General features: G+C 57.7%; 28 protein-coding genes and 1 pseudogene. 15 read left to right on the top strand and 14 right to left on the bottom strand.

From position 1 onward, the window contains the following. The 5 genes from DTW90_RS32240 to DTW90_RS32215 form a co-directional block, all read left to right on the top strand. Nucleotides 1-505 (top strand): SOS response-associated peptidase (locus tag DTW90_RS32240; protein WP_149343732.1); only part of this gene is annotated, 505 nt, incomplete at its 5' end. Between the two features lie 37 nt (nt 506-542). Then, nucleotides 543-833 carry a hypothetical protein gene (locus tag DTW90_RS37400; protein ID WP_188080126.1) on the top strand — a complete coding sequence of 97 codons (291 nt, stop codon included), beginning with the start codon at nt 543-545 and terminating at the stop codon, nt 831-833. Nucleotides 834-1,071: 238 nt separating this feature from the next. Further along, on the top strand, nt 1,072-1,848 hold the full coding sequence (xth, locus tag DTW90_RS32230; RefSeq protein WP_149343729.1) for an exodeoxyribonuclease III: 777 nt from the start codon (nt 1,072-1,074) through the stop codon (nt 1,846-1,848). A gap of 102 nt (nt 1,849-1,950) precedes the next feature. Next, nucleotides 1,951-2,265, top strand: a complete 315-nt coding sequence (locus tag DTW90_RS32225; protein WP_132528012.1) for a hypothetical protein — start codon at nt 1,951-1,953, stop codon at nt 2,263-2,265. 233 nt (nt 2,266-2,498) lie between these two features. Further along, nucleotides 2,499-3,143, top strand: a complete 645-nt coding sequence (locus DTW90_RS32215; RefSeq protein WP_149343727.1) for a hypothetical protein — start codon at nt 2,499-2,501, stop codon at nt 3,141-3,143. Here DTW90_RS32215 and DTW90_RS32210 read toward each other — a convergent pair. Then, complete coding sequence (locus DTW90_RS32210; RefSeq protein WP_149343725.1) at nt 3,140-3,424, bottom strand: hypothetical protein; 285 nt, start codon at nt 3,422-3,424, stop codon at nt 3,140-3,142. The genes DTW90_RS32215 and DTW90_RS32210 overlap by 4 nt on opposite strands. Nucleotides 3,425-3,959: 535 nt before the next feature. On the opposite strand from DTW90_RS32210, the gene DTW90_RS32205 reads away from it, so the two are divergent. Further along, nucleotides 3,960-4,175 carry a hypothetical protein gene (locus tag DTW90_RS32205; protein ID WP_149343723.1) on the top strand — a complete coding sequence of 72 codons (216 nt, stop codon included), beginning with the start codon at nt 3,960-3,962 and terminating at the stop codon, nt 4,173-4,175. Nucleotides 4,176-4,935: 760 nt separating this feature from the next. Here the strand turns inward: DTW90_RS32205 and DTW90_RS32200 are convergent. After that, complete coding sequence (locus DTW90_RS32200) at nt 4,936-5,172, bottom strand: hypothetical protein (RefSeq protein WP_149343721.1); 237 nt, start codon at nt 5,170-5,172, stop codon at nt 4,936-4,938. Between the two features lie 456 nt (nt 5,173-5,628). Here DTW90_RS32200 and DTW90_RS32195 point away from each other — a divergent pair, with 456 nt between their 5' ends. From DTW90_RS32195 to DTW90_RS32180, 4 genes are all read left to right on the top strand, one after another. Further along, the gene (locus DTW90_RS32195) at nt 5,629-6,363 is read left to right on the top strand and encodes a CPBP family intramembrane glutamic endopeptidase (RefSeq protein WP_149343719.1); all 735 of its coding nucleotides are present in this window, start codon (nt 5,629-5,631) and stop codon (nt 6,361-6,363) included. Nucleotides 6,364-6,645: 282 nt separating this feature from the next. Further along, complete coding sequence (locus DTW90_RS32190) at nt 6,646-7,545, top strand: Ku protein (RefSeq protein ID WP_149343717.1); 900 nt, start codon at nt 6,646-6,648, stop codon at nt 7,543-7,545. A 12-nt stretch (nt 7,546-7,557) separates the two neighbouring features. Next, nucleotides 7,558-8,373 carry a Ku protein gene (locus tag DTW90_RS32185; RefSeq protein ID WP_149343716.1) on the top strand — a complete coding sequence of 272 codons (816 nt, stop codon included), beginning with the start codon at nt 7,558-7,560 and terminating at the stop codon, nt 8,371-8,373. Continuing rightward, complete coding sequence (locus tag DTW90_RS32180; protein WP_149343714.1) at nt 8,370-8,729, top strand: hypothetical protein; 360 nt, start codon at nt 8,370-8,372, stop codon at nt 8,727-8,729. Before DTW90_RS32185 ends, DTW90_RS32180 begins: the two co-directional genes overlap by 4 nt. On the opposite strand, the gene DTW90_RS37870 is transcribed toward DTW90_RS32180, so the two are convergent. From DTW90_RS37870 to DTW90_RS32165, 3 genes and pseudogenes are all read right to left on the bottom strand, one after another. Further along, nucleotides 8,719-8,898 carry a hypothetical protein gene (locus tag DTW90_RS37870; RefSeq protein ID WP_246665138.1) on the bottom strand — a complete coding sequence of 60 codons (180 nt, stop codon included), beginning with the start codon at nt 8,896-8,898 and terminating at the stop codon, nt 8,719-8,721. The two genes, DTW90_RS32180 and DTW90_RS37870, sit on opposite strands and share 11 nt — an antisense overlap. A gap of 349 nt (nt 8,899-9,247) precedes the next feature. Further along, nucleotides 9,248-9,658 (bottom strand): hypothetical protein, encoded by a 411-nt coding sequence (locus tag DTW90_RS32170; protein ID WP_149343710.1) that lies wholly within the window; start codon nt 9,656-9,658, stop codon nt 9,248-9,250. A gap of 252 nt (nt 9,659-9,910) precedes the next feature. Next, nucleotides 9,911-10,738 (bottom strand): annotated as a pseudogene (locus tag DTW90_RS32165) (alpha/beta hydrolase). Nucleotides 10,739-10,865: 127 nt separating this feature from the next. Here DTW90_RS32165 and DTW90_RS32160 point away from each other — a divergent pair. Further along, complete coding sequence (locus DTW90_RS32160; protein WP_149343708.1) at nt 10,866-11,783, top strand: LysR family transcriptional regulator; 918 nt, start codon at nt 10,866-10,868, stop codon at nt 11,781-11,783. 71 nt (nt 11,784-11,854) lie between these two features. On the opposite strand, the gene DTW90_RS37865 is transcribed toward DTW90_RS32160, so the two are convergent. Then, nucleotides 11,855-12,301, bottom strand: a complete 447-nt coding sequence (locus DTW90_RS37865) for a hypothetical protein (RefSeq protein WP_246665137.1) — start codon at nt 12,299-12,301, stop codon at nt 11,855-11,857. Between the two features lie 218 nt (nt 12,302-12,519). Here DTW90_RS37865 and DTW90_RS37860 point away from each other — a divergent pair, with 218 nt between their 5' ends. After that, entirely contained in the window at nt 12,520-12,750 is a 231-nt protein-coding gene (locus DTW90_RS37860; RefSeq protein WP_246665136.1) for a hypothetical protein, read from the top strand. Nucleotides 12,751-12,797: 47 nt separating this feature from the next. Beyond that, nucleotides 12,798-13,733 carry an AraC family transcriptional regulator gene (locus DTW90_RS32150; protein WP_149343706.1) on the top strand — a complete coding sequence of 312 codons (936 nt, stop codon included), beginning with the start codon at nt 12,798-12,800 and terminating at the stop codon, nt 13,731-13,733. Nucleotides 13,734-13,854: 121 nt separating this feature from the next. On the opposite strand, the gene DTW90_RS32145 is transcribed toward DTW90_RS32150, so the two are convergent. From DTW90_RS32145 to DTW90_RS32110, 8 genes are all read right to left on the bottom strand, one after another. Further along, complete coding sequence (locus tag DTW90_RS32145; RefSeq protein ID WP_348642676.1) at nt 13,855-14,469, bottom strand: metallophosphoesterase; 615 nt, start codon at nt 14,467-14,469, stop codon at nt 13,855-13,857. 526 nt (nt 14,470-14,995) lie between these two features. Beyond that, entirely contained in the window at nt 14,996-15,517 is a 522-nt protein-coding gene (locus tag DTW90_RS32140; protein ID WP_149343704.1) for a DoxX family protein, read from the bottom strand. Continuing rightward, on the bottom strand, nt 15,514-16,320 hold the full coding sequence (locus DTW90_RS32135) for a DNA-binding domain-containing protein (RefSeq protein WP_149343702.1): 807 nt from the start codon (nt 16,318-16,320) through the stop codon (nt 15,514-15,516). The genes DTW90_RS32140 and DTW90_RS32135 overlap by 4 nt, the downstream gene beginning before the upstream one ends. Then, a complete protein-coding gene (locus tag DTW90_RS32130) occupies nt 16,307-17,233 on the bottom strand; it encodes a DUF692 domain-containing protein (RefSeq protein ID WP_149343700.1) in 927 nt (308 codons plus the stop codon). Before DTW90_RS32130 ends, DTW90_RS32135 begins: the two co-directional genes overlap by 14 nt. Nucleotides 17,234-17,272: 39 nt before the next feature. Beyond that, on the bottom strand, nt 17,273-17,578 hold the full coding sequence (locus tag DTW90_RS32125; protein ID WP_149343698.1) for a DUF2282 domain-containing protein: 306 nt from the start codon (nt 17,576-17,578) through the stop codon (nt 17,273-17,275). 250 nt (nt 17,579-17,828) lie between these two features. Then, complete coding sequence (locus tag DTW90_RS32120; RefSeq protein WP_149343697.1) at nt 17,829-18,464, bottom strand: DUF1109 domain-containing protein; 636 nt, start codon at nt 18,462-18,464, stop codon at nt 17,829-17,831. Continuing rightward, nucleotides 18,461-19,018, bottom strand: coding sequence for a sigma-70 family RNA polymerase sigma factor (locus tag DTW90_RS32115; RefSeq protein WP_149343695.1), 558 nt, complete (start codon nt 19,016-19,018; stop codon nt 18,461-18,463). The genes DTW90_RS32120 and DTW90_RS32115 overlap by 4 nt, the downstream gene beginning before the upstream one ends. A gap of 115 nt (nt 19,019-19,133) precedes the next feature. Beyond that, nucleotides 19,134-19,742, bottom strand: coding sequence for a TetR/AcrR family transcriptional regulator (locus DTW90_RS32110; RefSeq protein ID WP_149343741.1), 609 nt, complete (start codon nt 19,740-19,742; stop codon nt 19,134-19,136). A 622-nt stretch (nt 19,743-20,364) separates the two neighbouring features. Here DTW90_RS32110 and DTW90_RS32105 point away from each other — a divergent pair. Further along, nucleotides 20,365-21,105 (top strand): alkaline phosphatase family protein, encoded by a 741-nt coding sequence (locus DTW90_RS32105; RefSeq protein ID WP_246665135.1) that lies wholly within the window; start codon nt 20,365-20,367, stop codon nt 21,103-21,105. Next, the gene (locus DTW90_RS32100) at nt 21,105-22,388 is read left to right on the top strand and encodes an alkaline phosphatase family protein (protein WP_149343693.1); all 1,284 of its coding nucleotides are present in this window, start codon (nt 21,105-21,107) and stop codon (nt 22,386-22,388) included. Before DTW90_RS32105 ends, DTW90_RS32100 begins: the two co-directional genes overlap by 1 nt. Nucleotides 22,389-22,476 lie beyond the last annotated feature (88 nt).

The following is a 22,476-nucleotide window of genomic DNA, read 5'->3' as shown; positions in this document are numbered from 1 at the left end:
TCGCATGGAGCCGGATCGGGGCCTGACCAATGTTCGCAAGCTCAATCTGCCCCATTGGAAACGCTGGCTCGGTGTCGAGCATCGATGCCTGGTCCCCGTCACAAGTTTCGCTGAACCCGATCCTGCCAGCCAGGAACCGGGCGGCCGAGTTCCAAACGCATGGTTTGCGCGAGACGAAAGCAAGCAAGTAATGTTCTTCGCCGGAATCCACGTCCCTCAATGGCAGAGCGTCCGAAAGGTCAAAGACGGGCTGACCACAGACGATCTCTACGGGTTCCTGACCACCGACCCCAATGAGGTCGTCCAGCCGATCCATGAAAAGGCGATGCCTGCCTTGCTGTTGACCAAGGAAGATACGGATATCTGGCTGAACGCAACCTGGGAGGAAGCACAGCATCTTGCTCGCCCGGCACCGAATGAGGCGATCATGATCACCTCGCGGGAAGCGTATGGATCAAGCATCGTCACGACTGCGGGCGAACCCACCGAGCCGAGCTTCCTATGAGGGCAACGATATCGCTTCGTTTGGAGAGTGAATTCCGGTGACGCTCATCACCGACTTCATCGCCGAGTTATATCGAGCCGCCAATGAAATCGATCGGCTGACAACCGTCGAGAAGCGTCGCCTGCTGGAGAGAGCGGCGCATACCATTGTCGACATGGAAGAACAGCTCGGGAATGTCGCCGATCAGAGGTCACATAGACTTGCTGCGGAACTGCTGAAGCTCACTGATATGGCGCTAGATGGCGTGCCAGACGTACTGATTGGCCACGGTTTCCTGGAGGCCGCTGACGCGATACGGCGGTTGAAGATTCTCGCAGACAGCCAGTGAAAACCATCGGTGCAGGTCGCCTTACGGCACAGATGTTGCAGGATACGAAAAGCCAGATCAATCGACGGGAGACGATGGAACGTTCGGCGCTCTCTTGGGTTTAGCTGGCGAGCGCGGGCTGTGCCAAACGGACGCGACGGTGCAGAAGAACATCGGAGTTTTTCCGTTTTCCTCCGATGGCCAACGAAGCGGCAGTCGAGCTTCTTACCCGTCCACCCGCTCTCACCAGAGGGGCACATTGAAGATTGCGACCTATAACGTGAATGGCGTGAACGGCAGGCTCGACGTCCTGCTGCGCTGGCTTGCCGAAGATCGTCCTGATGTCGTGTGCCTGCAGGAATTAAAGACGCCGGACGACAGATTTCCCCGAAAGGCTATCGAGCAGGCTGGCTACGGCGCAATCTGGCATGGTCAGAAGAGCTGGAACGGCGTTGCCATCCTTGCAAGAGATGCAGAACCCCTCCTCACCCGACGGGGCCTTCCGGGCGACCCTGACGACACGCACAGTCGTTACATCGAGGCTGCGGTGAACGGTCTCCTGATCGGCTGCCTTTATCTGCCAAACGGTAACCCCGCGCCCGGCCCGAAATTCGACTACAAGCTTCGTTGGTTCGAGCGTCTGCAGCACTACGCGCGCGAACTTCTGGACCTCGACGTGCCCGCAATGCTGGTGGGGGATTTCAATGTCATGCCGACCGATCTGGACGTGTACGCACCAGAACGGTGGCGAGACGACGCACTGTTCCGTCCCGAAGTCCGCGAGGCGTATGCTGCCCTCGTCGCCCAGGGATGGACGGACGCGATCCGCCAGCTGCATCCGGATGAGCGCGTCTATACATTCTGGAAATATTTCCGGAACGCGTTCGCCCGAGACGCCGGACTGCGGATCGACCATTTCCTATTGTCGCCGACCGTCGCCGAGTGGCTCGTATCGGCCACGGTTCGAAGGGAAGTCCGCAGCTGGGAGCATACGAGCGACCACGCTCCCGTCATCATCGAACTTGATCACGTTTAAGCCCGGAGTCCGAGTTCTGAAGCGAATCGAATGAGCCAGCCAAATTTGTTGACTCCTCCAATAATGAGAACATAATAAGAACAAACGATAGGAGGTATCTCAATGACCGACCAAATCGACGAGGACCCGATCGGCTTTCTGCTGGATGTTTTGCGGCAAACGCGGTCACAGATGCGTGTGAGCGAGATGCTGTCCGGTCAGGTCCTGATGCGTCTAGCAATGTTGACGGAGGACCCGAAGGGCTTTGTGGGCGAAGTGACGTTCAACATAGAACGCGATCTGAAATTCGTGGCGTCGGAAGTCGAGCCAGACGACAAGTTCAATGCGGCTGAGATTGAAGGATCGCTCGATTATCTTGCGCAGCTGCGCAGCGTCTTCGACAGTGCCATTGAAGCTGCAAGGACCCAAAGACAATGAGCGATATCGACCGGCCGCCACCTCAGCACGTTCCGGCCCCGATCGCCCATCGTTGCCACTGTGGAAATTGGGCGGGCTTCGGATTTTCGCCCCAGGACGCCGTCAGGAAATGCAGTGGTGGTGCTGGAAACACTATCCACACCGCGATGCAGACACACGCCTTGAGACCGCGATGGTAGCCGAGTTGTTGGCATCCTGACGACGACGTCAGTTATAGCGAAAGGAGTAGAGCGATGGATATGATTTCGGAGCCGACGATCACAGGCGGCGAATTGCGTATTTCCCAGGAAGACATTGTCTCCCTCAGAAGACTGGTATCGTTTGTCCAGGATCATTGCGCGGACGAGGAATCCGATGGATCGAGATATAAGTCGACGGAGTTGATGGAACTTCTCTTCCATGCATCGGGAGCCGTTGATCAATTCTTTGATCCTCCCGAACAAGGGATCGGCCTTTACTATCTACCCGCTTGCAAGTCGAACAAACTGCGCCGCGCTCACCATAAATTGCGGGCTGTCGTTTCTGGCAAGGGCAACGTCCGATGCTTCAAGACCGCGCTTTATATCAACGAGGACTCCGTATCGATCGGTGAGATGCAAATCGCATACATGGCCTCAGGAAAAGCTTGGGGTATGGCCATTTATGATCTAGCGACCTGCGAGGCGACGACACCTGTCGTCCATGTGCGAGGCAGCGATTTGGAGGATGCCGCGAAGAAGATTTACGATCTGCTTGACCTGGGAACGGTCGATATTCTCGAAGTGGAGGATCAGGCCGAGAGAGCCCGGGCCCAAATCCTGCAAAACCAAAGTCACGGGAGCCGCCAGGACGCGTTCAGAGACGGACGACGAAAACTCGCCGTTCGCGTAACCAGCTAACGCTTTGACTTTCGCCAGCCCGCAGCTCGCGCATCGGCCTCGGAACAGAACCATTGCTCGCCGTATTCCGGTGAAATCCTCGTCTCGGCGTAATACTTCTGCCCTGGCACATGATAGATGCGCTCGCCGGTGTCGATACTAATATTGCCTTTGATGTCGCATTTCGGATCGACAACCTCACGAGCTCCGACCGGAACCCCCGTCGGTATCAGCACATATCCGCCAGAGCCCAAAAAGGCGGCCGCAGACGATATGACAACCAGTCCCGCAAACTTCGACATTTCTACCTCCGCGACAAATCAAAGGTAGCATGTGCAACTTTCGGACCCATAACCGGAATCGCTAAAATTCTAGGCTCGCCCATACCTATGGATAGTTGAGGCGCTTCTAAACAATGGTCATAGTTTCTTTTGCAATGTGAGCTAAGCTTCCCAAATCCCGACCACGGAATTGACCACCAATGCTAAAGACCGTTCTGTCCATCGCCCTCGCCGCAATTGCCGTTGTAATCTTTGCGCAAGGCGTGGTTAGGATGACCTATCGTGCTTGGCGTTATGGTCATCTCGCTCCTTTGTTCGAGCGCGGCAGTGAGTAACCACGCTCTGTGACTACGAGGCAGCCCCTGCGTATATGCTGCCCGCTTTCAGCTTATTGGCTCATCGATATCCTTCAAATCCCCACCCATCGAGAGAGCCAAGCCTCCCACCGCATTTCCTTTTCGGGGTCATTGCTGGCTTGCCCTTTGCGATCGCGTGAGCGAACGTGTCGTGCTCGGCGTTAGTGAGGACTGGCACCGCATATTCTTGGGAGAAAAAAATGGACTTGGCAAAACTTCGAGACAACCACCAGCAGAAGCTGAATGAATATGAGCATCAGCTTCAGCATATGGAGGAGAACGAGACCAAGCACTTCCGGCAGGAAGGCGGTGGACCGCTCGCCGACATCACTGAAGAAATCAAGGCTGAATATCGCAGGCATATACAGACTTATGCTGCGATCATTGCCGAGATCGACGCCATCCTCGGCGTCTAGACTGAATCTTGCCCACTTGCGCGCCGTTTGATGAGGCTTGTGCTCCCTGAGCGCCCTGTCGTGTATCTCACGTCGGTCGGGAGGCCGAAATACCCGCGCCCTTACAGAACAGCTAAACGGCGGATATATGAACAGTCGGATTCTAATCCCTGGGATTATTGATTCTCGAAGGTCGCATCGCCACATCAGATCCGCCACCGATAGGAGGTTGCGATGAAAACCAAGATTTACGCTGCCGTGTTTGCGCTCATAGTCCTTGCTCCCGCCATAGCTTTTGCGAGCAAGATCATTGGCAATGGCTAGCCGATGGACCGCCCTGCGCTTGAAGCAGCCGCAGGCCAGGGGGTGAACCTGGTCGTTGGTGATTGTGAACCACGCGACCGATCGTCTGTCCTGCCTGTGTAAATGGTGTCGAGCGCCGCTCACAGCCGTGGCGTGAGAGATGTCACTCTTTCAGCATCTTGCTGCAAGGAACCGCCACGCGTCGAACCGCAAACAGGGCACTTGAAGAGCCTATCTTTGGTCCAGTTCGACCATTGAAACACTGAAAGGGCTGTAGGATGAAAGTGCAACCATTGCGGAAGCCGCTTGCACTTTGGCTTTGCCGGTTAGCCTTGAGCGCTGCGGTTGCCATATCTCTCGCCGCGTGCGTCGGTAACCAGTACGGGACACCTTACGCGTCACCGGAGACTGGTGGCCAACACGGACCGGGATCACGCTAGACGGCAATAAGTCCGGCATTGTGCCATTCGGCGAGTGTCTAGCCGAAAATCGCTTGCAGCATCTCGAAGTCGACTTCTTCGATGTCTCCGGAAACATCACTCAAGGGGTGCGCTCTGAACCAGTCGTCTGCCGCACGAACGCGACTGCCGTATGGTTCCGGATACGCGCCAAGGCGCAATACCCACTCGCGGACCGTCTCCCGATCCATTTTGCCGCTCTTGTATCGAGCAAGGACGGTTTTAGCGGATGCAACAAGATCGTCACTTTTAGCCATTCATCTGCATTCCGAACACCCCACTATTGCCGTCCCTTGCCAGGACCGCACCTAAATCTGAACGGTCACGTGATCTCGTGACAGCGACGTGACGTCAATCTGCCGCCCGACCCCGTGCTAGGATCACGGCAGTCGCGTTCCTTGTGATGTGTATAGCATCACATTCGTCAATCAAGTGCCGCAGTCTCAGGGATGGCCCGCCAAGTGGACGCGGCCCCATCGGAGGTCGTTATAACGCCATCCACGCAACATCTGAGGATTTCAGCCTCTTAGCCATTGGCCAATCGCGAAGCGCCTACATCTGCTTGCCAGAGCCGTCTACGCCGACTAGTTTTTCACCACGGCACATAGCCGCAACTGAGAGAAGGTTTCTTGCACATCGGATATCTCAGACAGATTGGCAACCGACACCGACTCCCAATCTCCTTCGTCGTTCTATTACTGTGGGCCGCAATCTTGGCGACCAGCGTCCAGATTACCGCAGGCGATCAACGGTCCGTGGTACAGCTTGTCAGCCAAGGTGTAGTTTGGCCCATCGTCATGGCGGTTTTGTTCCTTGCCGCCATCCTGGTCTCCTTTAGGTGGACGGACATCGGGTTTGAGCCCTTCCAAATTGCGTCGACGCTACGGTTGATGTGGTTGCCGCTTCTTTATCTCATCACCTTTAGCGGCATCGTGATCGTTCTCGGTCTGCCGCCCCTTCAAAAACTCGTTTTTATCGTCATCAATACAATCTTCGTCGGGATTTCCGAGGAAGTAATGTTTCGAGGCATCCTTTTCAGCGGGCTGCGTTCTCGATTCCGGTTTTGGCCATCGATATGGCTCAGTTGTGGGCTCTTCGGACTGATCCATGTCCTCAACGCGGTCCAGACAGGTAATTGGACGGCGTCAACGCTTCAGGCAATTGCCGCATTTCAAACAGGTCTCATCTTGATGGCGCTTCGGGTGCGAACGGGATCGCTGTATCCGGTCATCATGTTGCACGCAGTATGGGACTGCCTCCCGCTGCTGATTGCGACGCACGTCGCCAATGGCGTGAATCAGGATCAGCCCCTCCCCGCGTATGCCTACCTTGCGCCGCTGTTCGTAACGCCAAATTTTTTATATGCCCTTTATTTGCTTCGGGCGAAGGGGCTGGCAAAGGTCCGCCATGTGGAATCCCGGTGCGGATTGCTCGGTCGTGGCGCCTGACAAGCATTGATCGCCAGGCGACGGAAACGGATGTTTCCCTTGGGCCGCGGCCGCAAATTTGCCTCTGGAAAGCTTGTCGTTCCAATTTCCGGAAGTTCTTCGGCATCTGGCGAAAATCGCAACTTTCGCAGACCATGTCGTTGATTTTCGCCAGTCTCGATTGCTCCAAATCATCGGTTGATAACGCGCGCTAACCCATTGACATTAGATTCAATTTTGATTTGGAACGAATCACTTGAGCCGCCGTTGAGTCGCTTTGGGTTGCGATTCGGAGGGACGGATATGACAGGCCAACGGGCGCAGTGGAAAGGTTTCCTGAAAATCGGCGAGGTTTCATTCGGTGTGGCCCTCTATACGGCCGCATCGACGTCCGAACGCGTCACCTTCAACACCATTAACAAGGCGACCGGGAACCGGGTGAACCGCGTTTTTGTTGACAGTGAGACTGACGACGTGGTGCCGCGCGAAGCCCAGACAAAAGGCTTCGAAATCGACAGAGGTCGGTACATCATGATCGATCCGGAAGAGATCACCGCGATGATCCCGGAGAGCAACAAGACGCTCGATGTCGATGCCTTCATTCCATGCTCCGACGTCGATGACCTCTGCTTTGACAAGCCGTACTACCTGACACCGGATAAGATTGGCGGCGACGCCTTCACCGCGCTTCGAGACGGGATGAAGAAGGCGAATGTCGCCGCTATAGCCCGCACCGTTCTCTTCAGACGCTTGCGAACCGTCCTCATTCGCCCCCATGGAAAGGGCCTGATCGCGACGACACTGAACTTCGACTACGAAGTCCGGTCGTCGGCCAAGGCTTTCGAGAGCATGCCGAAGATCAAGTTGCAAGGCGAGATGCTCGATCTCGCCAAGCATATCATCGGCACCAAGATGGGTGAATTCAATCCAGCCGAGTTCGAGGATCGATATGAGGCCGCCGTCGCCGAGCTTGTAAAGGCGAAGATCGAGGGCAAGGCTCTTCCAAAGAAAAAGCCGGTTAAAGTCTCCGAACCGAACGATCTGCTCAAGGCTCTCCGCGAAAGCGCTGGAATGCTGGGTGGTGGACCCGACAAACCGAAGCGCACAGCCGCGAATGCGAACGCAGGTCTCGCCCGCGAAAAAGCACGTCGGGCGTCTCCCAGGTCCGCAACTGGTGCCGCGTCGCAGCGCAAGGCAAGCTGAGGAGGTTGGACCATGGCACCGCGCCCATACTGGAAAGGCTATCTCAAGCTATCGCTGGTCACCTGCCCCGTCGCCATGACGCCCGCGACGAGCGAAAACGAGAAGGTCCGGTTCCACACGCTCAACAAGGAGACCGGCAACCGGGTGGTTTCCCAGTACATCGACTCCGTCACTGGCAAGCGGGTGAAGGAGGAAAACGAAGCCAAAGGCTATGCGCGCGGCGAGAACGACTACGTCATCTTGACCGATGACGACCTCGACACCGTGGCGTTGGATACCGTAAGGACGATCGACATAAACACCTTTGTCCCCAGGAAGAGCATTGAATCGGTCTACCTTGAGAAGGCTCACTACCTGATGCCTGACGACCCAATCGGCCAGGAGGCATTCGCCGTCATTCGAGACGCAATGGCTGCAGACAACGTCTTTGGTGTCTCGAAGCTGGTCGCGGGCCGCCGGGAACGCGCGGTGGTTCTCGAACCTCGTGGCGAAGGCATCGTCCTCTGGACCCTCAGGTTCGGCAACGAAGTCCGCCCGGAGGACGCCTACTTCGAAGATATCGACGACGAGTCCGATCCGGAGTTCGCACCGCTCGTCCAGCAACTCATCAAGCAGAAGACCAAACCTTGGTCGCCAACCATGGTGACCGATCCGATCCAGGAGGGTCTACTCGCCGTCATCGAGGAGAAGAAGAAGGCCCTCAAGCCGAGAAAGACCGCGAAGGGCAAGAAGGAGACCGCTCCAGCGTCAAACGTGATCAACATCATGGACGCTCTGCGCAAGAGCGTCGAAGCTGAGCTGAAGAGCAAGAAGGGAGCAGCGAGATGACCGATACTTCTCTCATCGAATTGGAACTCTGCGAGCCTCGTCCATTCATCTTTGGTGAAAACGGCCACGTTGCCGTGACCGACGGCGAGACCGTCTGGATTGTCGTCGTCACACAGGAAGCGATGATGGCGACGGCCAATCCCCCCGATGCGTCGCTCAAACGGCTCGCGCGATATGCCAGGCACTACCGGGACATGGCTGCCGCCGCAATCCGGCGCGGTGAAGATTACAACGGCAAGGTTTGGATTTTCGAGAAGGAGGTTCTGGCGTTCCCCAAGGCGCGGTCGTTCGAACGTCCAGGCCGACGTGGAAGACAGCCTGCCAGGGTTGCTGACAAGACAGGTATCAGGCCATGACCCGGCCGAGCCTTCGCAAGTTTTCTCCGATATCCGTGAAGCTCGGCCCCCAGAGCCAGACAGTCTCGACGGTGATGGAAATCGCCAAGCTCATACTCGATGAGCGCTGGCCGCTGTTGAGTGGGTCGGCGCAGAGTGCCCTGCGCATGGCGATCGTCACTTGCTTCAACGATGAAATGACACCGAAGCAAGTGAGGGATCGGTTTATTGGGGCGGCGAATGAGGCCAAGGTCGAGATTGTCGAACTCGCCCCACTCAAGCCTCGCGCGGTGAGGCAACCTCGCGTTCTGCCAGGTCGAAGCCGTTCGGCTTCTATTTCGCGTGGTGGACGATTGCAGAAAATGGGTGGATAGTCAGTGATGGTCCGCAGCTCCCCACGAGGTGGCTACACGATCATTCCGCCATTCGAGATTGGCGGAGCCAGAGACGATGTGCTGATCCGACGCTCATCCGTTCCCTTTAGATAGGCAACCCCACCAGCAGACAGTCCCCACCCCTGCTTCCGAGTCTATTGGCTGTCATTTGACTTTGAAATCGATGGTCTCTCTCACCGCACCGTCAACGGAGAACACGACGTTGTAGTCGCCAACGGGCCACCCGTTATTCGGCTTGCTCAGTGCTGAATCGATTACATTCGCAAGGATCACATGGAGCGAGACCTCGTCGATCTTGTAGTTCGGCGGAGCGGCTCCACCAGTGTCGACGGCGATCCACGACACAACGACAGTCGAGCCCGACTTCACCGCGTCCGTCATGTGGGCCTGGACGAAAATCTTAGGCGTATCCGTCGTGAACGTCGCTTCGGACTCTTTCGCATCTTTGGTTGACGATAGAATGACGTTCTCGAAGCCATCTCCCCAGGCGGAGACCGCGTTGACTATGACGAAGCCCAGCGCCATGGCCCATAATGTGGTAGGAAGTCGTCGCATTGCCATGAGCCCTTCAGTTGTGAACGGACGCCAACGATAACGGTAAGCATCTGAACGGAAGCATAAAACAAGTGAAATGTGAGCGGTCCATTTATGTGCTGTTTTCGCAATATTGGCAGTGCTTTGATCTTGGCCCTAGTTCGCTATCGCGGCGGGTGACGAACAAACGGGGCTCGCCCAGTCAGCGATTGATGACTGGGCGAGGACCATCTCTAAGTCACCGCGAGGAAGCGGCCATCCTCGCCTCTGTCGTCAGGCGGTTGTGAAAGCGAGCAAATCCTGGTTGATTTGCGCCGCGTTGGTTGTCGGCATTCCGTGCGGGAAGCCAGGGTAGGATTTCAGTTGAGCGCCCTCGACCAACCCGGCCGACATCTTGCCCGTTGTCGCAAAGGGACGACTTGGTCGTCTTCTCAGTGCATGACGAGGGTGGGTACCTTGATCCGCTTGAGGTCGTCGGTAAAATCAGTCTCAGAGAAGGCTGCGATACCCTTATAATGTGCGAGGGCGCTTCCCATCATGCCCTGTCTCCACCAGTTCTGCCGAACGGCTTCACTGACCTTCGCGCCTTCCCGGTTATAGCCGAAGAACGGCATCGTGAAGTCGTGGAAGAACTGAGCTCGATTGGTCGCTGTCTGTTCGCGGACGTAATCGAAGACATCCATCGGCACGCCGTCGGGGTTGGCGGCGGTCTTCACCATGATTGGGGCAACGGCGCTGATGAGAACAGCTTTCGCCACCCGGCCTGGTTTTGCCCGCGCTACGTACCGTGCTACCTCGCCGCCACCCGTCGAATGACCGACATGAATGGCATTTTTCAGATCGAGTGCATCGGTCAACCCGACGACATCGGCGACATAAGTGTCCATGTCATGCCCTACACCAGTCTGCGTCGAACGGCCGTGCCCGCGGCGGTCGTGGGCAATTACTCTGAAGCCCTTTTCGACAAAGAACATCATTTTGAGCGTCCCAGTCATCAGAACTCAGAGGCCATCCGTGGTGGAACATGATCGCCTGGGCGTCCTTCGAGCCCCAATCCTTGTAGAAGATTTCGGTGTTGTCGCTGGTCGTGATCGCCGGCATCTGCGTTGCTCCGCTTTGAATGGAATGTCGAACCCTGTTGGTTCATCGCGCCGGATCGTTGTTGCTCCGACCCACCGAAAGATGCAGCTATCGAAATAGAAACATTGGCATCATATCGTTTCCAAAAATGGCAAAGCGACTTCCTGATCTTGAAGCATGGGCGATCTTTGCGAAGACCGCCGAAATTGGCTCCTTCTCGCGCGCCGCAGATGAGCTCGGCCTCTCGAACCCGACGGTGTCAAAGGCGATCGCACGCCTCGAAGCCAGGCTCGGCTTCTCTTTGTTTGCACGAACGTCGCGCCGCATCTCGTTGACCGAGGCTGGCCGGACTTCTCTTGAACGAGCTCAAAGGATGCTAGATGAAGCATGGGCTCTGGAGGACGAAGCAGGGGAACACTCGATCCGACCCCGGGGACTGGTCCGGATAAGCGCGCCACTCTCGTTCGGCGCGGCATACCTTAGCGCAACGCTCCCATCGCTGCTTCAAACATACCCCGAAATAACGCTGGATTTCCAACTCAATGACCGCAAGGTCGACCTAATCGGTGAGGGTTTCGATCTCGCCCTCCGCATCGCCACACTGGAGGATTCGTCGCTGCTGGCCCGCCGGCTGGCAACAGTTCGAATCTTGCTCGTGGGCGCGCCCTCTTATTTCGAACGATTTGGCCGCCCGTCACGGCCCACCGACCTCTCGTCCCATTGCGCCCTTGCCTACACCGGGGCGGCGATGAAAAGAGTTTGGAGATTTGCACACCCAACCCTCGGCGTTGAGGAAGTCGAACCGCCAGTGCGGATATGGTCCGACAACGTCGACATGCTCAACCCAGCGCTGGTCGCCGGTCAGGGCGTGGCCTTGCAGCCAGAGTTTATGATCTGGCGAGAGCTGAAGTCGAAAGAGCTGGAAATAGCCATGCCCAAATGGTCAGTTCCGACTCTCGGCCTCTACCTCTTGACCCCGCCAAGCTTCAGACGCCCGCTACGCGTCCAGATGGTTATTGACCATTTAGTGCGAGCATTGACCGGCGCTCCATGGGAGGGAAATTAGGATTCGCGGAGCAAAGCCACCGACAGGATCAGGCAAGAATTAGGAAGGTCTGTTTCTAGCGGTCAGCGGGCCTACAGCGCTAGAAAAAGGGCCGTGGTGCAGCTTGCTCCACTACAGTTCACGGGACAAAAACAATGAAAACTTGGTTTATCACCGGGGCCAGCCGTGGCCTCGGGATGGAAGTCGCGCGCGCCGCTCTCGATGTCGGCGACACGGTAGTCGCCACCGCCCGCAATCCGGGGCAGATCAAAGATGCGCTGCCGGGCTACGGCGACCGACTGCAGGCTCTCGCTCTGGATGTAACCGACCCAGCTGCCATAGATGCTACGGTAAGCGAAGCGAATCGGAAGCTTGGCAGTATCGATGTCTTGGTCAACAATGCCGGGTATGGGCAACTCGGCGCATTCGAGGAGATCGAGCGGACCACGCTCGCGCAGCAATTCGCAACGAATGTCTTCGGCGTCTTCGACGTGACACGCGCGGTGTTGCCGATCATGCGTGCCCAGCGATCCGGGCATATCATCACGATATCGTCCATTGCCGGCATAGAAGCTTCGCCGGGTCGTCGGTCTACTGCTCGACGAAGCATGCCGTCTCGGGTTGGTCGGAAGGCCTTGGTCGTGAAGTCGCACCGTTTGGCATCAAGGTCAGCTGCGTCTATCCTGGGCGCTTTCGGACGGACTTCCTCGATGGCAGTTCTGTCCGGTTCGGCCAGATTTTCATCGAAGACTATCATATGTTTTCGTCGCAACGACGACAGGACCTTGAAGCAAACAACCATCAGCAAATCGGCGACCCTGTCAAATTCGGGGCTACAATCCTCTCGCTGGTCAACATGGCAGACCCACCTGCCCGGCTCGCGACCGGATCGGACGCTTATGCGGTGCTCAGCAAGGCGGCCAAGTCTCTTGAGGCCAACGCTGAAGAATGGAAAGGGTTGACCTTGTCGACCGACTTCCCAAATTGAACGCCACTCCGCCGATCTCAGATCGTTCAATGGAAAGTTGATATCAATTGAGCAACCTCGGCATCAGTATGGAACCGGTTATGGATGCCGAGGCTTCCGAGGCGATCCGCCGCCGAATGGTCTCGATATTCGTGCGCCACTTCGATGGCGAAGGGTCCACAGAAACAGCGGTCCCCGGCTTGTCCCTTCATCGGCGCATGTCCATGGCCGCGCCGGCATCGTTCCTGTACGAACCGTCACTTGCCTTAATCGTTAGAGGCGAGAAGCGAGTCATCCTTGGACACGAGACCTACCACTACGATCAGGCGCACTTCCTGCTCACTGCGCTCGACCTGCCCACAGTGGTCCAAGTCCTGAATGCCACGCAAACGGACCCGTATATTTCGATCAAGCAGGTCATCGACCTGGAGCTGGCGCGCGAACTGATCGCCGAAGTCGATCAGTTGAGATATTCGACGACGGCCAATGAGCCAGCTTGGGCGGTCGGACATGTGACCGCGCAATTGCTGAACGCCGCGCTCCGCCTACTTGAACTGGTTGATCGACCGCAGGATATTCCAATTCTCTCCCGTTCGATCCAAAGGGAAATCATCTACCGCGCGTTGGTCAGTCCCGTCGGCGCTCGACTTCGACAGGTAGTGGAAGTCGGAACGCAGACGAACCGGGTTTCGGCGGCAGTCAGGTGGCTGCGTGATCACTTCCAACAGCCATTTCGCGTCGAGCAACTTGCTGAAATCGCGGGACTCGGGGAATCCACCCTGCATCACCATTTCCGCGCTCTGACAGCGATGAGCCCGCTTCAGTACCAAAAGCACCTGCGCTTGCACGAAGCTCGTCGCCTGATGATCACCGAACGGCTGGACGCGGGAAGTGCCGCGTTGCGTGTGGGCTACGAGAGCGCCACCCAGTTTAACAGGGAATACCGACGCCTCTTCGGTGTGCCTCCCAAAACCGACATCCGTGCGATCCTTGCTGTCGCTTAGAGTGCCTGCGGTTCGATCGCTACGACTTTGCAAGGCGTGACTTCATCCATGCGCTAAACATCTACCGCAAAAACGGGATCGAACCCTGTATTTTCGCCTGGATACCCCCTCGGATTCGAAACTATCCTTGTTGAGCCAACGATGTAATCGTTTCGATGATGAAGGTGGCCGTGCACCCACAGGGTGGGCCCTGTCTCACAAATGAGGTCTTCCAAATCCGAGGCGTAGCAAGCCGCAAGCGGATCGTGACGAAACCCGCCGGCAACCGAACGTGCGACGGGGCGTGATGTGTCACGACAACGGACTTCTGACCCCGGCGCTTACGGAGCTCGCAGGCGATGAAGTCTCTCGTTTCGATGTGCTTGCGAAAAGCATCAATCGGCTTGAACTTCAGAAATGGCGTCTTCGAGAGTTTGATCCTCTTGTAGTCGTTCATCCCACTTCGCGCATATGACATCGCGACCTGTGGATCGCGTCCGAAGAGGCGGAAATCAGACCACAAGGTTCCACCGACGAAGGCTACGTCGCCAATCTTAACTACATCGTTTTCCAGGAAATGCAGGTTCGGATGGGCACTGGCTTCCCTCACCTGACGCAGGCATTCATGGATGGACGAATGATAGAATTCGTGGTTTCCCGCCGCGAAAACCACCGGCACTATTGGAGCGATATGTTGGGTCGGCCACCTTACGCTTGGGAAAATGCCTTTCGATAAGACGTCGCCCGCGCATACCACGACATCGACGTCTTTCGGCGGATCGTTGTCAAACGGCCCCCGAATTCGAGATGCGAGTCGGAGATCACCCAGATTTTCATGGCGACACCATGAGGCGACTGGCCGATCGGGAGTAGCGTTTTCAGAGGGCGTCTTCCCCACGCCGCTCGTGCCATCGCAAGAAGTTTAAGTTCATCGAAACCTTGCCTGCACGTTCGGTCCATGGGAGAAAAGGAAATTCTGACAAGTAACACGCCACGAATTCGCCCCTCATCGCGATCGCAGCCGATCAAGCAAAGGTACAAGGTGCGCCGGGATTGGTCGGCGGAAAGCCATCCGTCCCTCAACCACCATCGCTTTGCGAATAGTTCGCTCAGAAGGCGGCAGCTGTACTCCTGCAAAAATGAGAGGGCTTCTCCTTTCGTTGTGCGTCGAGAAGCGTACCGCTCTGCAAACTCCCAAATGGGCCTGGAGCTCGCAGCCGTGTAGGCGACGGTCATGATACCCGTTAGATCAGAAAGGCCGCTTCATCGCGGCCTTTTCATCATTAACGAGCTGTCCTGAATATCTTTGCCAAGACATAGTCGAGCGAAATCTTTCCTGACCCCCACGCCATGACGGACAAGGCCATGGCAGCCCATGTTATGTGGATCGGCCATCCATCCGGAACCGTCAACTCGACGATCAACGTCATAAACAGCAATCCGGTGGCGGCAAAGCGTGCCCCCAAGCCGAGAACCAGCAGGACCGGGAACGTAATCTCGCCGCAGCCCGAAAGAAAAGCCATGGTCTCCGGAGCCGGATAGGGATAAGGCCCGCCCGGAAGGTGGATCATGAATTCGTCTGTAAAAAGTGTTACGGCTGTATCGTTCAGCTGGAGAAATCCGTCCCACTTAAGAATCCCGGACTTCCAGAACGGCACGGCGAGCGCGACGCGCACGACTGCCTGGACCAACGTCGGGCTTGCAACCGTTTGGATAAGATCCTTCAGCGTCTCGACCAGTCTGACGACAGGGTTCGCCTTGCTCTTTCCCTGGGGCTGGTCTTCATGTGCTTCGGTGACCGTCATTGGTCTTCTCCTGGAGTGATTGCTGAAAAAACTCCCGCCTCGATCATTCCACCGATGCTCCCGGCGATATCGAATTCGGGACATGCTTGTCGTGCAGTCGATGCGGCGACGCCGAGGGTATCACCCGCTATCAGGGAATCTAGAAACACTGCACCTCCCGGCGGCAGCCTGGTGACCGTGACGTCCATTTCCGGGCGAGTGATCAGCGTATCTTCCGGATCCGCACCCTCTATTCCGGCAATTGGGCCTTCGGCGCGATTGGCCGCAAAAATCGACAATGCCGAAAAATTGGAGCGGACTATGCGGGTTGCAGGATGCGATACGAACCGAATATCACCGAGACGCTCCGGTTGTATTGCGGCGAGCATCGCGGCCTCGATCGGCTCTTCGTCCGCGGCGTGGTACGCGTCGAGCCAGGCGCGCTCGATCCTCGCCGTATCCGCGAGCCACGGCATATCACGTGCATATTCGTAGTCTTCGATGAACAGGGGAAATTCCCGGCCGTATTCGAAGAGCAATGGCGACACGGGCGGCGTCTCGCGCACGTGAAAGCGGGCCATCGCCCGAAAAAAGTCGGGACCGGTTATGCGCTGAACCGCCGGAAAGATCGATGCCAGCGCCTCTATCAAGCTCACGGTCACGTTGTTCCGGTAGACATTGAAACGCTTCGCGGCGCCTTTGCCGTTCGGGCCGACAATTCCCGATGGCGTCTTGATCTCGGGATCGAACAGCGGAGACGAGAACATGTCCGCATACGCGAGCTCGTCCCCGCCCACGCCTGCCCTCTGATTAGGCAGCAGCATCGTGATAGCCTCGCGCGGAGATCGAAGAACGACGATCCAGGATAGACTGCGCTGCTCGCGCCTCGGCGCGAAGGATCGGCCAGGCCGGAATGTTGCTATCCCATTCTATGAGAGTCGAGACGGGGCCGCGCTTGTCGACAACGATCTCGTAGAGTTTCCAGACGCCATCGGCGACAGGGCCGTCGTGGCTGTCGATCAGCAGGAGCTCGCCTTCGTCGTCAGTCTGCTCGGCATGGCCAGCGAGATGAACCTCTTCGACTGCCGCCAACGGAAAATCCGACAGGTATTCCAGCGCCGAATATCCGTGGTTGACGGCCGACACAAAGACATTGTTCACGTCGAGCAGAAGACCGCAACCAGTCTGCTGCGCTATCGCGCCGATGAACTCGGTTTCGGTCATCGTCGACTCCTGGAAAGCGACGTAGGTCGAGGGATTCTCCAGGAGCATCCTCCGCCTGATCGCATTCTGCATCCGGTCGATGTGCTCGCACACCCGCGAAAGGCTCGCTTCGGTATAAGGAAGAGGCAGAAGATCGTTATAGAACGTCGTTTCATGCGACGACCATGCAAGATGTTCCGATACCAAGGCTGGCTCGTATCTTTCAACGAGCGCCCGGAATCTGGCGAGATGTCTTTCGTCCAGCGCCCGAGGACCGCCGATGGACATGCAAACGCCGTGAAGCGAGACCGGGTAGTCGCGCCTGATGCGTTCCAGGGCACGATGTGGGGGGCCGCCTGCGCCCATGTAGTTCTCGGCATGCACTTCAAAAAAGCCACCCGTCGGGCCGTTGGAGATTATCTCTGTGAGGTGCTCGTGTTTGAAGCTGGTGCCAGCCAGGCCTCCGATCGGATGCGCAGGAAGGCGGAGACCGTCGACCGCTAAACCGACTGTGTAACTGTGGTTCGCTTGCATGATTTGTATCTCCGCCTTCGGATTTTAGGTCCGATCGATTCAGATGGCTTTCAGAGAGCCGTGCTTTCCGTTCGGCAGGACAATCGACGTGCAGGTGCCACCCTGGACGAACTTCCACGAGTTGCTCTGGAAATCGACGGTGGAAGTACCTTGGCAGGTCGTTCCGGGACCAGCAGCGCAGTCGTTCTGACCCTTGAGAGCGACGCCGAAGCACTTTTCCTTATGAGCGGCCATAGCAGCCTTCTCCTCGGCCTTCGTAAGCGGCGCGGCGCTTGCAAGCGTTGCAAGAGCGGTGGTCACGGCTCCGGCGAGCACGACCGAGTTGATAACCGTTTTTACAGACATGGTGTTCTCCGTTTTGGACAGCACTCTCGTTGAGCGCATCAAGGGTTCGCAAGCGCGTCGATTTTTGTTACAGCCCTTGAGATCACAGGTTCGTGATTACGCAAAACGGCTCCCTCGCTTCAGCAGTTAGGCGCTACCATCTGCGAAAGAATGTGGCCGGGAGCATCGCGCCTATCGATGTCATGGCAACACCACGCGAACTGGAAGATTTCCGGAAACGACCACTCGATCATCTCTGAAATCCAGCAATTCACCAACGGAGGAAGTAGCGGCCGAGCAATGCACCGGAGGCGGCAACGATCGCGATGGCAATGGGGTACCAGAGCATGACGAACAGCGGGCTGTCGTCGTTGCAGTTTGCGGCGTAGAAGGTGGCTGCGATGCCTGCGGAGACGAGTCCGGCAACTCCACCGGCACAAGTGGGGCTAGTCGGAGCGCCGCCCCGCAGCGCCAAGAGGAAACACGCGAGCGGCACGACCGAAAGCGACGGGATAATCGTCAGGCATAATCGCGAATTATGCCCTATCATACGGACCTCCCACTGCGTTGGCGCGACCGCGTGCAATTCAGCAACCACAGCTGCGGCGAGCAGGAACACGGGAACCAATAATCCCCAGGCCTTCCCGCGCAACGGCAGCCCCGGCTGGCCGATCCCATACAGCAGGCTGCCGCTGGTCCCCGCGATCGCAAGCGTAACAACAAACTTGTACAGGAAGCGAATGCTGCCAACCGCCGCATCGATATCCGGCCGCACCCCGATGACGCAAGAGAATACGATTGCCGTCACGGCCGTCGCCAATACAGACGCAAGCTTGATGTCCTGTCTTACACTCGGCGGGCTTCGCTTGTCCTCGACCAGAAGCTTAATGAAGCTGGCGGTTCTCATTTTGGCTGCTTCGCGTGGAGCGCAGAAAGCGACTTCATCGCGCGATGGAGCGAAACACGGACGGCAACCTCGGTCATTTTCAAACCTTCGGCAACCTCACTGACACTGGAACCTTCGATCGAGATCGAACGGACTATCGACCGTTGTCTATCGTTAAGGATTGATAGAACACGTTCGATATCCATCCTGTCGGAAGCGTCCGAGTTCTCTCCGCTGCCCAGTGTCTCCATCACGTCTTCAAGCGGCACGTCCGCCCGATGTCCTCTCTGTCTGAGGCTATCGATAAGCTTATTGCCGACAAGGGCAGACATCCAGGGCCCCAGCGGCCTGGCAGAATCCCACGTTCCGCGCTTCAAGTGGATCGCCAACAAAGTTTCCTGGACCACGTCTTCCACCTCGCTCGGCGATACACCAAGGCGATCGCACCGCCTCTTTGCGACTGCGCGCAGATGCGGTGTGATCGCGGTAAGCAGCTTGTGATACGCGTGCCTGTCGCCCGCGATCGCGGATTTCATCCAGCGCGCCCACTCCAATTCGCGTGCCGAACTTCTCATCCACCACCTGGGAGTTCGCAGAAGCGTTGCCATATGTTACACGGCCGTAAAAATTTCCTGGGGCAGCTCCGGCAATCAGTGGCCCAGAGCAGAGACTCGATTGCCTGCCCGGCAGTCATGCAACGGGAGCTTTCGTGTTCGGTCGTGAATCCAGCAGGAGAAAAACGGGCCTTATTAGCCCTTCCAATAGTTCGCGTTCCGGACGGGATCGCGCCAGTACCCGGATGCCGAGAAGAGTCGCCAACAGAGTTCGGGCGAGATCCTCCGAACCTGGTCCATCGTTGATCGTGCCGTCTCTTTGTCCCCTTTCAACGCAATTGCGGAAGAAAGCTTCGACCTGGGTCAGAACCTCTGCAACGACGCGCTGGAATTCGACATCGTGGGGAGCAAGCTCGAGAGCGGAATTGACCAGCATGCACCCTTTCCTCTTCGGATCGCCGAGGGAGCGTTCGATTATTTCGGCAAAGAAGGCGCCGATCGCTTCGCGGGGCGACTTCAACCCGAAGCGCAAGGCGCGATTGCCGAAGCTTTGTTCGACGTACCAGTCCAGCGCCTTTCGATAGATCTGCCTTTTGTCTCCGAAGGTGTTGTAGATGCTGGCGGTGGTGATACCCATGGTGTGGGCGAGATCCCGCACCGACGTCGCCTCGTAACCATGTTCCCAAAAGTGCTCGACGGCGAGCTGGAGAACCTCTGCTTCCGCGAATTCCTTGGGACGGGCCATTTTCCAGCTCATGTTGTTTCTGGCGAGCCGTTCTATAACACTCGTTTTAAAATACAATGACTATCGATCGAGCAAAGGTTCGGGCCTGGCAGGAGATCACAAAGGCAAGCCAGATTGACAACCTCACTCCAATGCGTTGGGTCGGTCGCCGTGAGCCGCTAAGCATTCTCCGGAGCTATCGAACGAAACTTATGCAATATTCGTTTGGCCCACGAAATTCTCCAGGAAAACGCGAGATACACTCCGATGACCTCATAATGGGAGAGTTGACACCTGTCTTAGCTAGTCTCAAGCAACGCTTTCTATGCGAAGATAGGGACGACCTTTTACCGCAATTTCATCGCGCGAGCATTTGAGCCAATTCCGAATCCGGCCGCCCCGCGCGAGGAACCGCCCCGCCGCAGCTTTGTCCCAACAGACAGAGCGGATCTCGAACTCTTGCCCGATACGCCTGGCCTTGTCCTCTGCGCCGGCAGGCCCATCTTCCAGCATTTTTTCACTCATGCCAGCCGGCTATTTCTCGTTGACATTCACGCTTGGTACAAATGTACCTATGTAGTCACAAATGTGTTGTCGTCCAATGTTAAATCCCTCTGCACAGTGATCCGCATATGGAAGCCCAATGACCGAAACCGATACATCCGCAACTACCCTTCGGCGATCCTCGTCAACGGCCGGCAATATCGCTGGCCAACCCGGCCCGTCGTCGGCATCTGTTTCGACGATTGCGATCCCGCCTACATCGAGGCCGCCAGTGCCGCCGGCCGCATCCGGCGATCGACGGATGCGGCGCGAAGGCTTTCACCGGCCGGCGTTGGCGGCCATGCCGGCGTTCACCAATCCGAACAATGTCTCGATCGTCTGCGGCGTCCCGCCGAAGATCCACGGCGTCTCCGGCAACTTCCATTTCGACCAGGAAAGCGGTGAGGACGTGATGATGGTCGATGCGACGCCAATGCGCGCGCCGACCATCCTGTCGGCCTTTTCCGCAGCAGGCGCGCGTGCAGCCGCCATCACCGCCAAGGACAAGCTGCCCAAGGCGCTCGGCAAGGACCTCTTTGGCATCGCCGTCTGCGCCGAGAAGGCGGCCGAGACAACGCAGGAGGAAAACGGCATCCGCGATGTCGAGCTGCCGGAGGATCGCGAAGGCGATATCGCTGTGATCGCCGTCAAGGGTGTCGCACTCGGCGCGCGCGAGCAGGATCACGACCTGTTGCAGCTGTCGGGTGAGCGCCTGCGCTCCCATGGCGGCATGGCTGAGCAGGTCGTTCCCTTCATCACCTCGATCCCTATCACCACGATCGCGGAGCATATGTCGCGCAATTTCGACCTTTTCTCGGTCCTTCTGAACGAGGCCATCTGATGCACCGTGCCATACTCGTCATTCTCGATGGCCTGCGCCGCGATCTGATCTCGCCGGAGCGTACCCCGTATCTGCATACGTTTTCACGGGACGCCACGCAATTCACATGCTACCGAACGGTCTTGCCGAGCTGCACGCGCGTGGTCTCGGCCAGCATAGCGACCGGCTGCCTGCCCAGCCGCCATGGGCTTGCCGGAAACACGATGGTGCTTTGGGAAGACGACCGGCTCGTGCGCCACGATGCCGGCCGGCCGGATTTCCTGCAGCACAAGCGCTCCGTCACCGGCAGGTCGCTACATGTGCCCACGCTCGCCGAACGCCTGAAGGACGATGGCGGCGTCGTTGTCTTCAACAATGTTTCGCCGGGTGCCGCCTATGCCCATGATCCCGATGGATACGGCCATGTTTATCACCGCGCAGGCTCCTTCGGGCCGGGGCGACTGCCGGTCGCGCCTGACGACGAGCTTTCCGTCACGCTTGATACGGACGGCGATGCCGCAATGACCGCGCGCTTCATCGCGCGCGTCGTCCAAGCGCAGCATCCTCCGGCGCTCGGCGTGCTCTGGATGGGCGAGCCGGATGCGACACAGCACCTGCGGCCAATGGGATCGCCGGACCATCTGGCGGCGCTCCGACGCGCCGATCAAAATGCCGGAGCGCTCATTGCCGCCGTGGATGCCCTACCCGACCGTGACGACATCCTACTTCTCGTCGGCTCCGATCACGGCCATCAGACGGTGGCCTCGGTCGTCGATACCGAAGCCGAATTGGTGGAGGCCGGGCTCAAGGCCGATCGCGAATCCGACGATGTCGTCGTCGCGTCCAACGGCACGTCTGTCCTGATCTACGTGCATCCCGATGCCGCCGGCCGCCTAGTGCAGGTCGAGGCCTTTCTTCGTACCCGCCCCTGGGCCGGCCTTGTGCTCGCACGGCACGAATTCGCCGCCTTCGGCATTCCCATAGAAGCGGGGCCGGCCTTTGCCGTTTCCATGCTTGCGACAGCACAGCCGAACGCCTTTGGGGTCGCCGGTACCAGCATCGCCGCAAGGCGGGTCGGCGACAAGGACGACACCATCGGCGCCGGCCAGCACGGCGGGCTCGGAGATTTCGAGCAGATGCCGTTTCTCATGGCCGCCGGCCGGGGGTTCGAGACCGGCGGCCAGCGCACCGAGAGCGCCAGCGTCCTAGACCTTGCTCCCACCATCCTGTCCCATCTGGGAAAGAATGGCGCCTCGATGGACGGCAATCCTCTGCAACGGAACCTCCCGGAAGGACAGAGCTGATGGCGGCGATCGAAATTGACGCCGTGTCGAGAGGCTACGGCGACACCATTGTTCTCAAGGGCGTCTCGTTGACCATTTGCGACGGCGA

It is taken from the genome of Neorhizobium sp. P12A (genome assembly GCF_008365395.1).
Classification (GTDB): domain Bacteria; phylum Pseudomonadota; class Alphaproteobacteria; order Rhizobiales; family Rhizobiaceae; genus Rhizobium.
The sequence above is the reverse complement of the archived record's forward strand: the minus strand, read 5'-3'. Positions and strand labels throughout refer to the sequence as shown.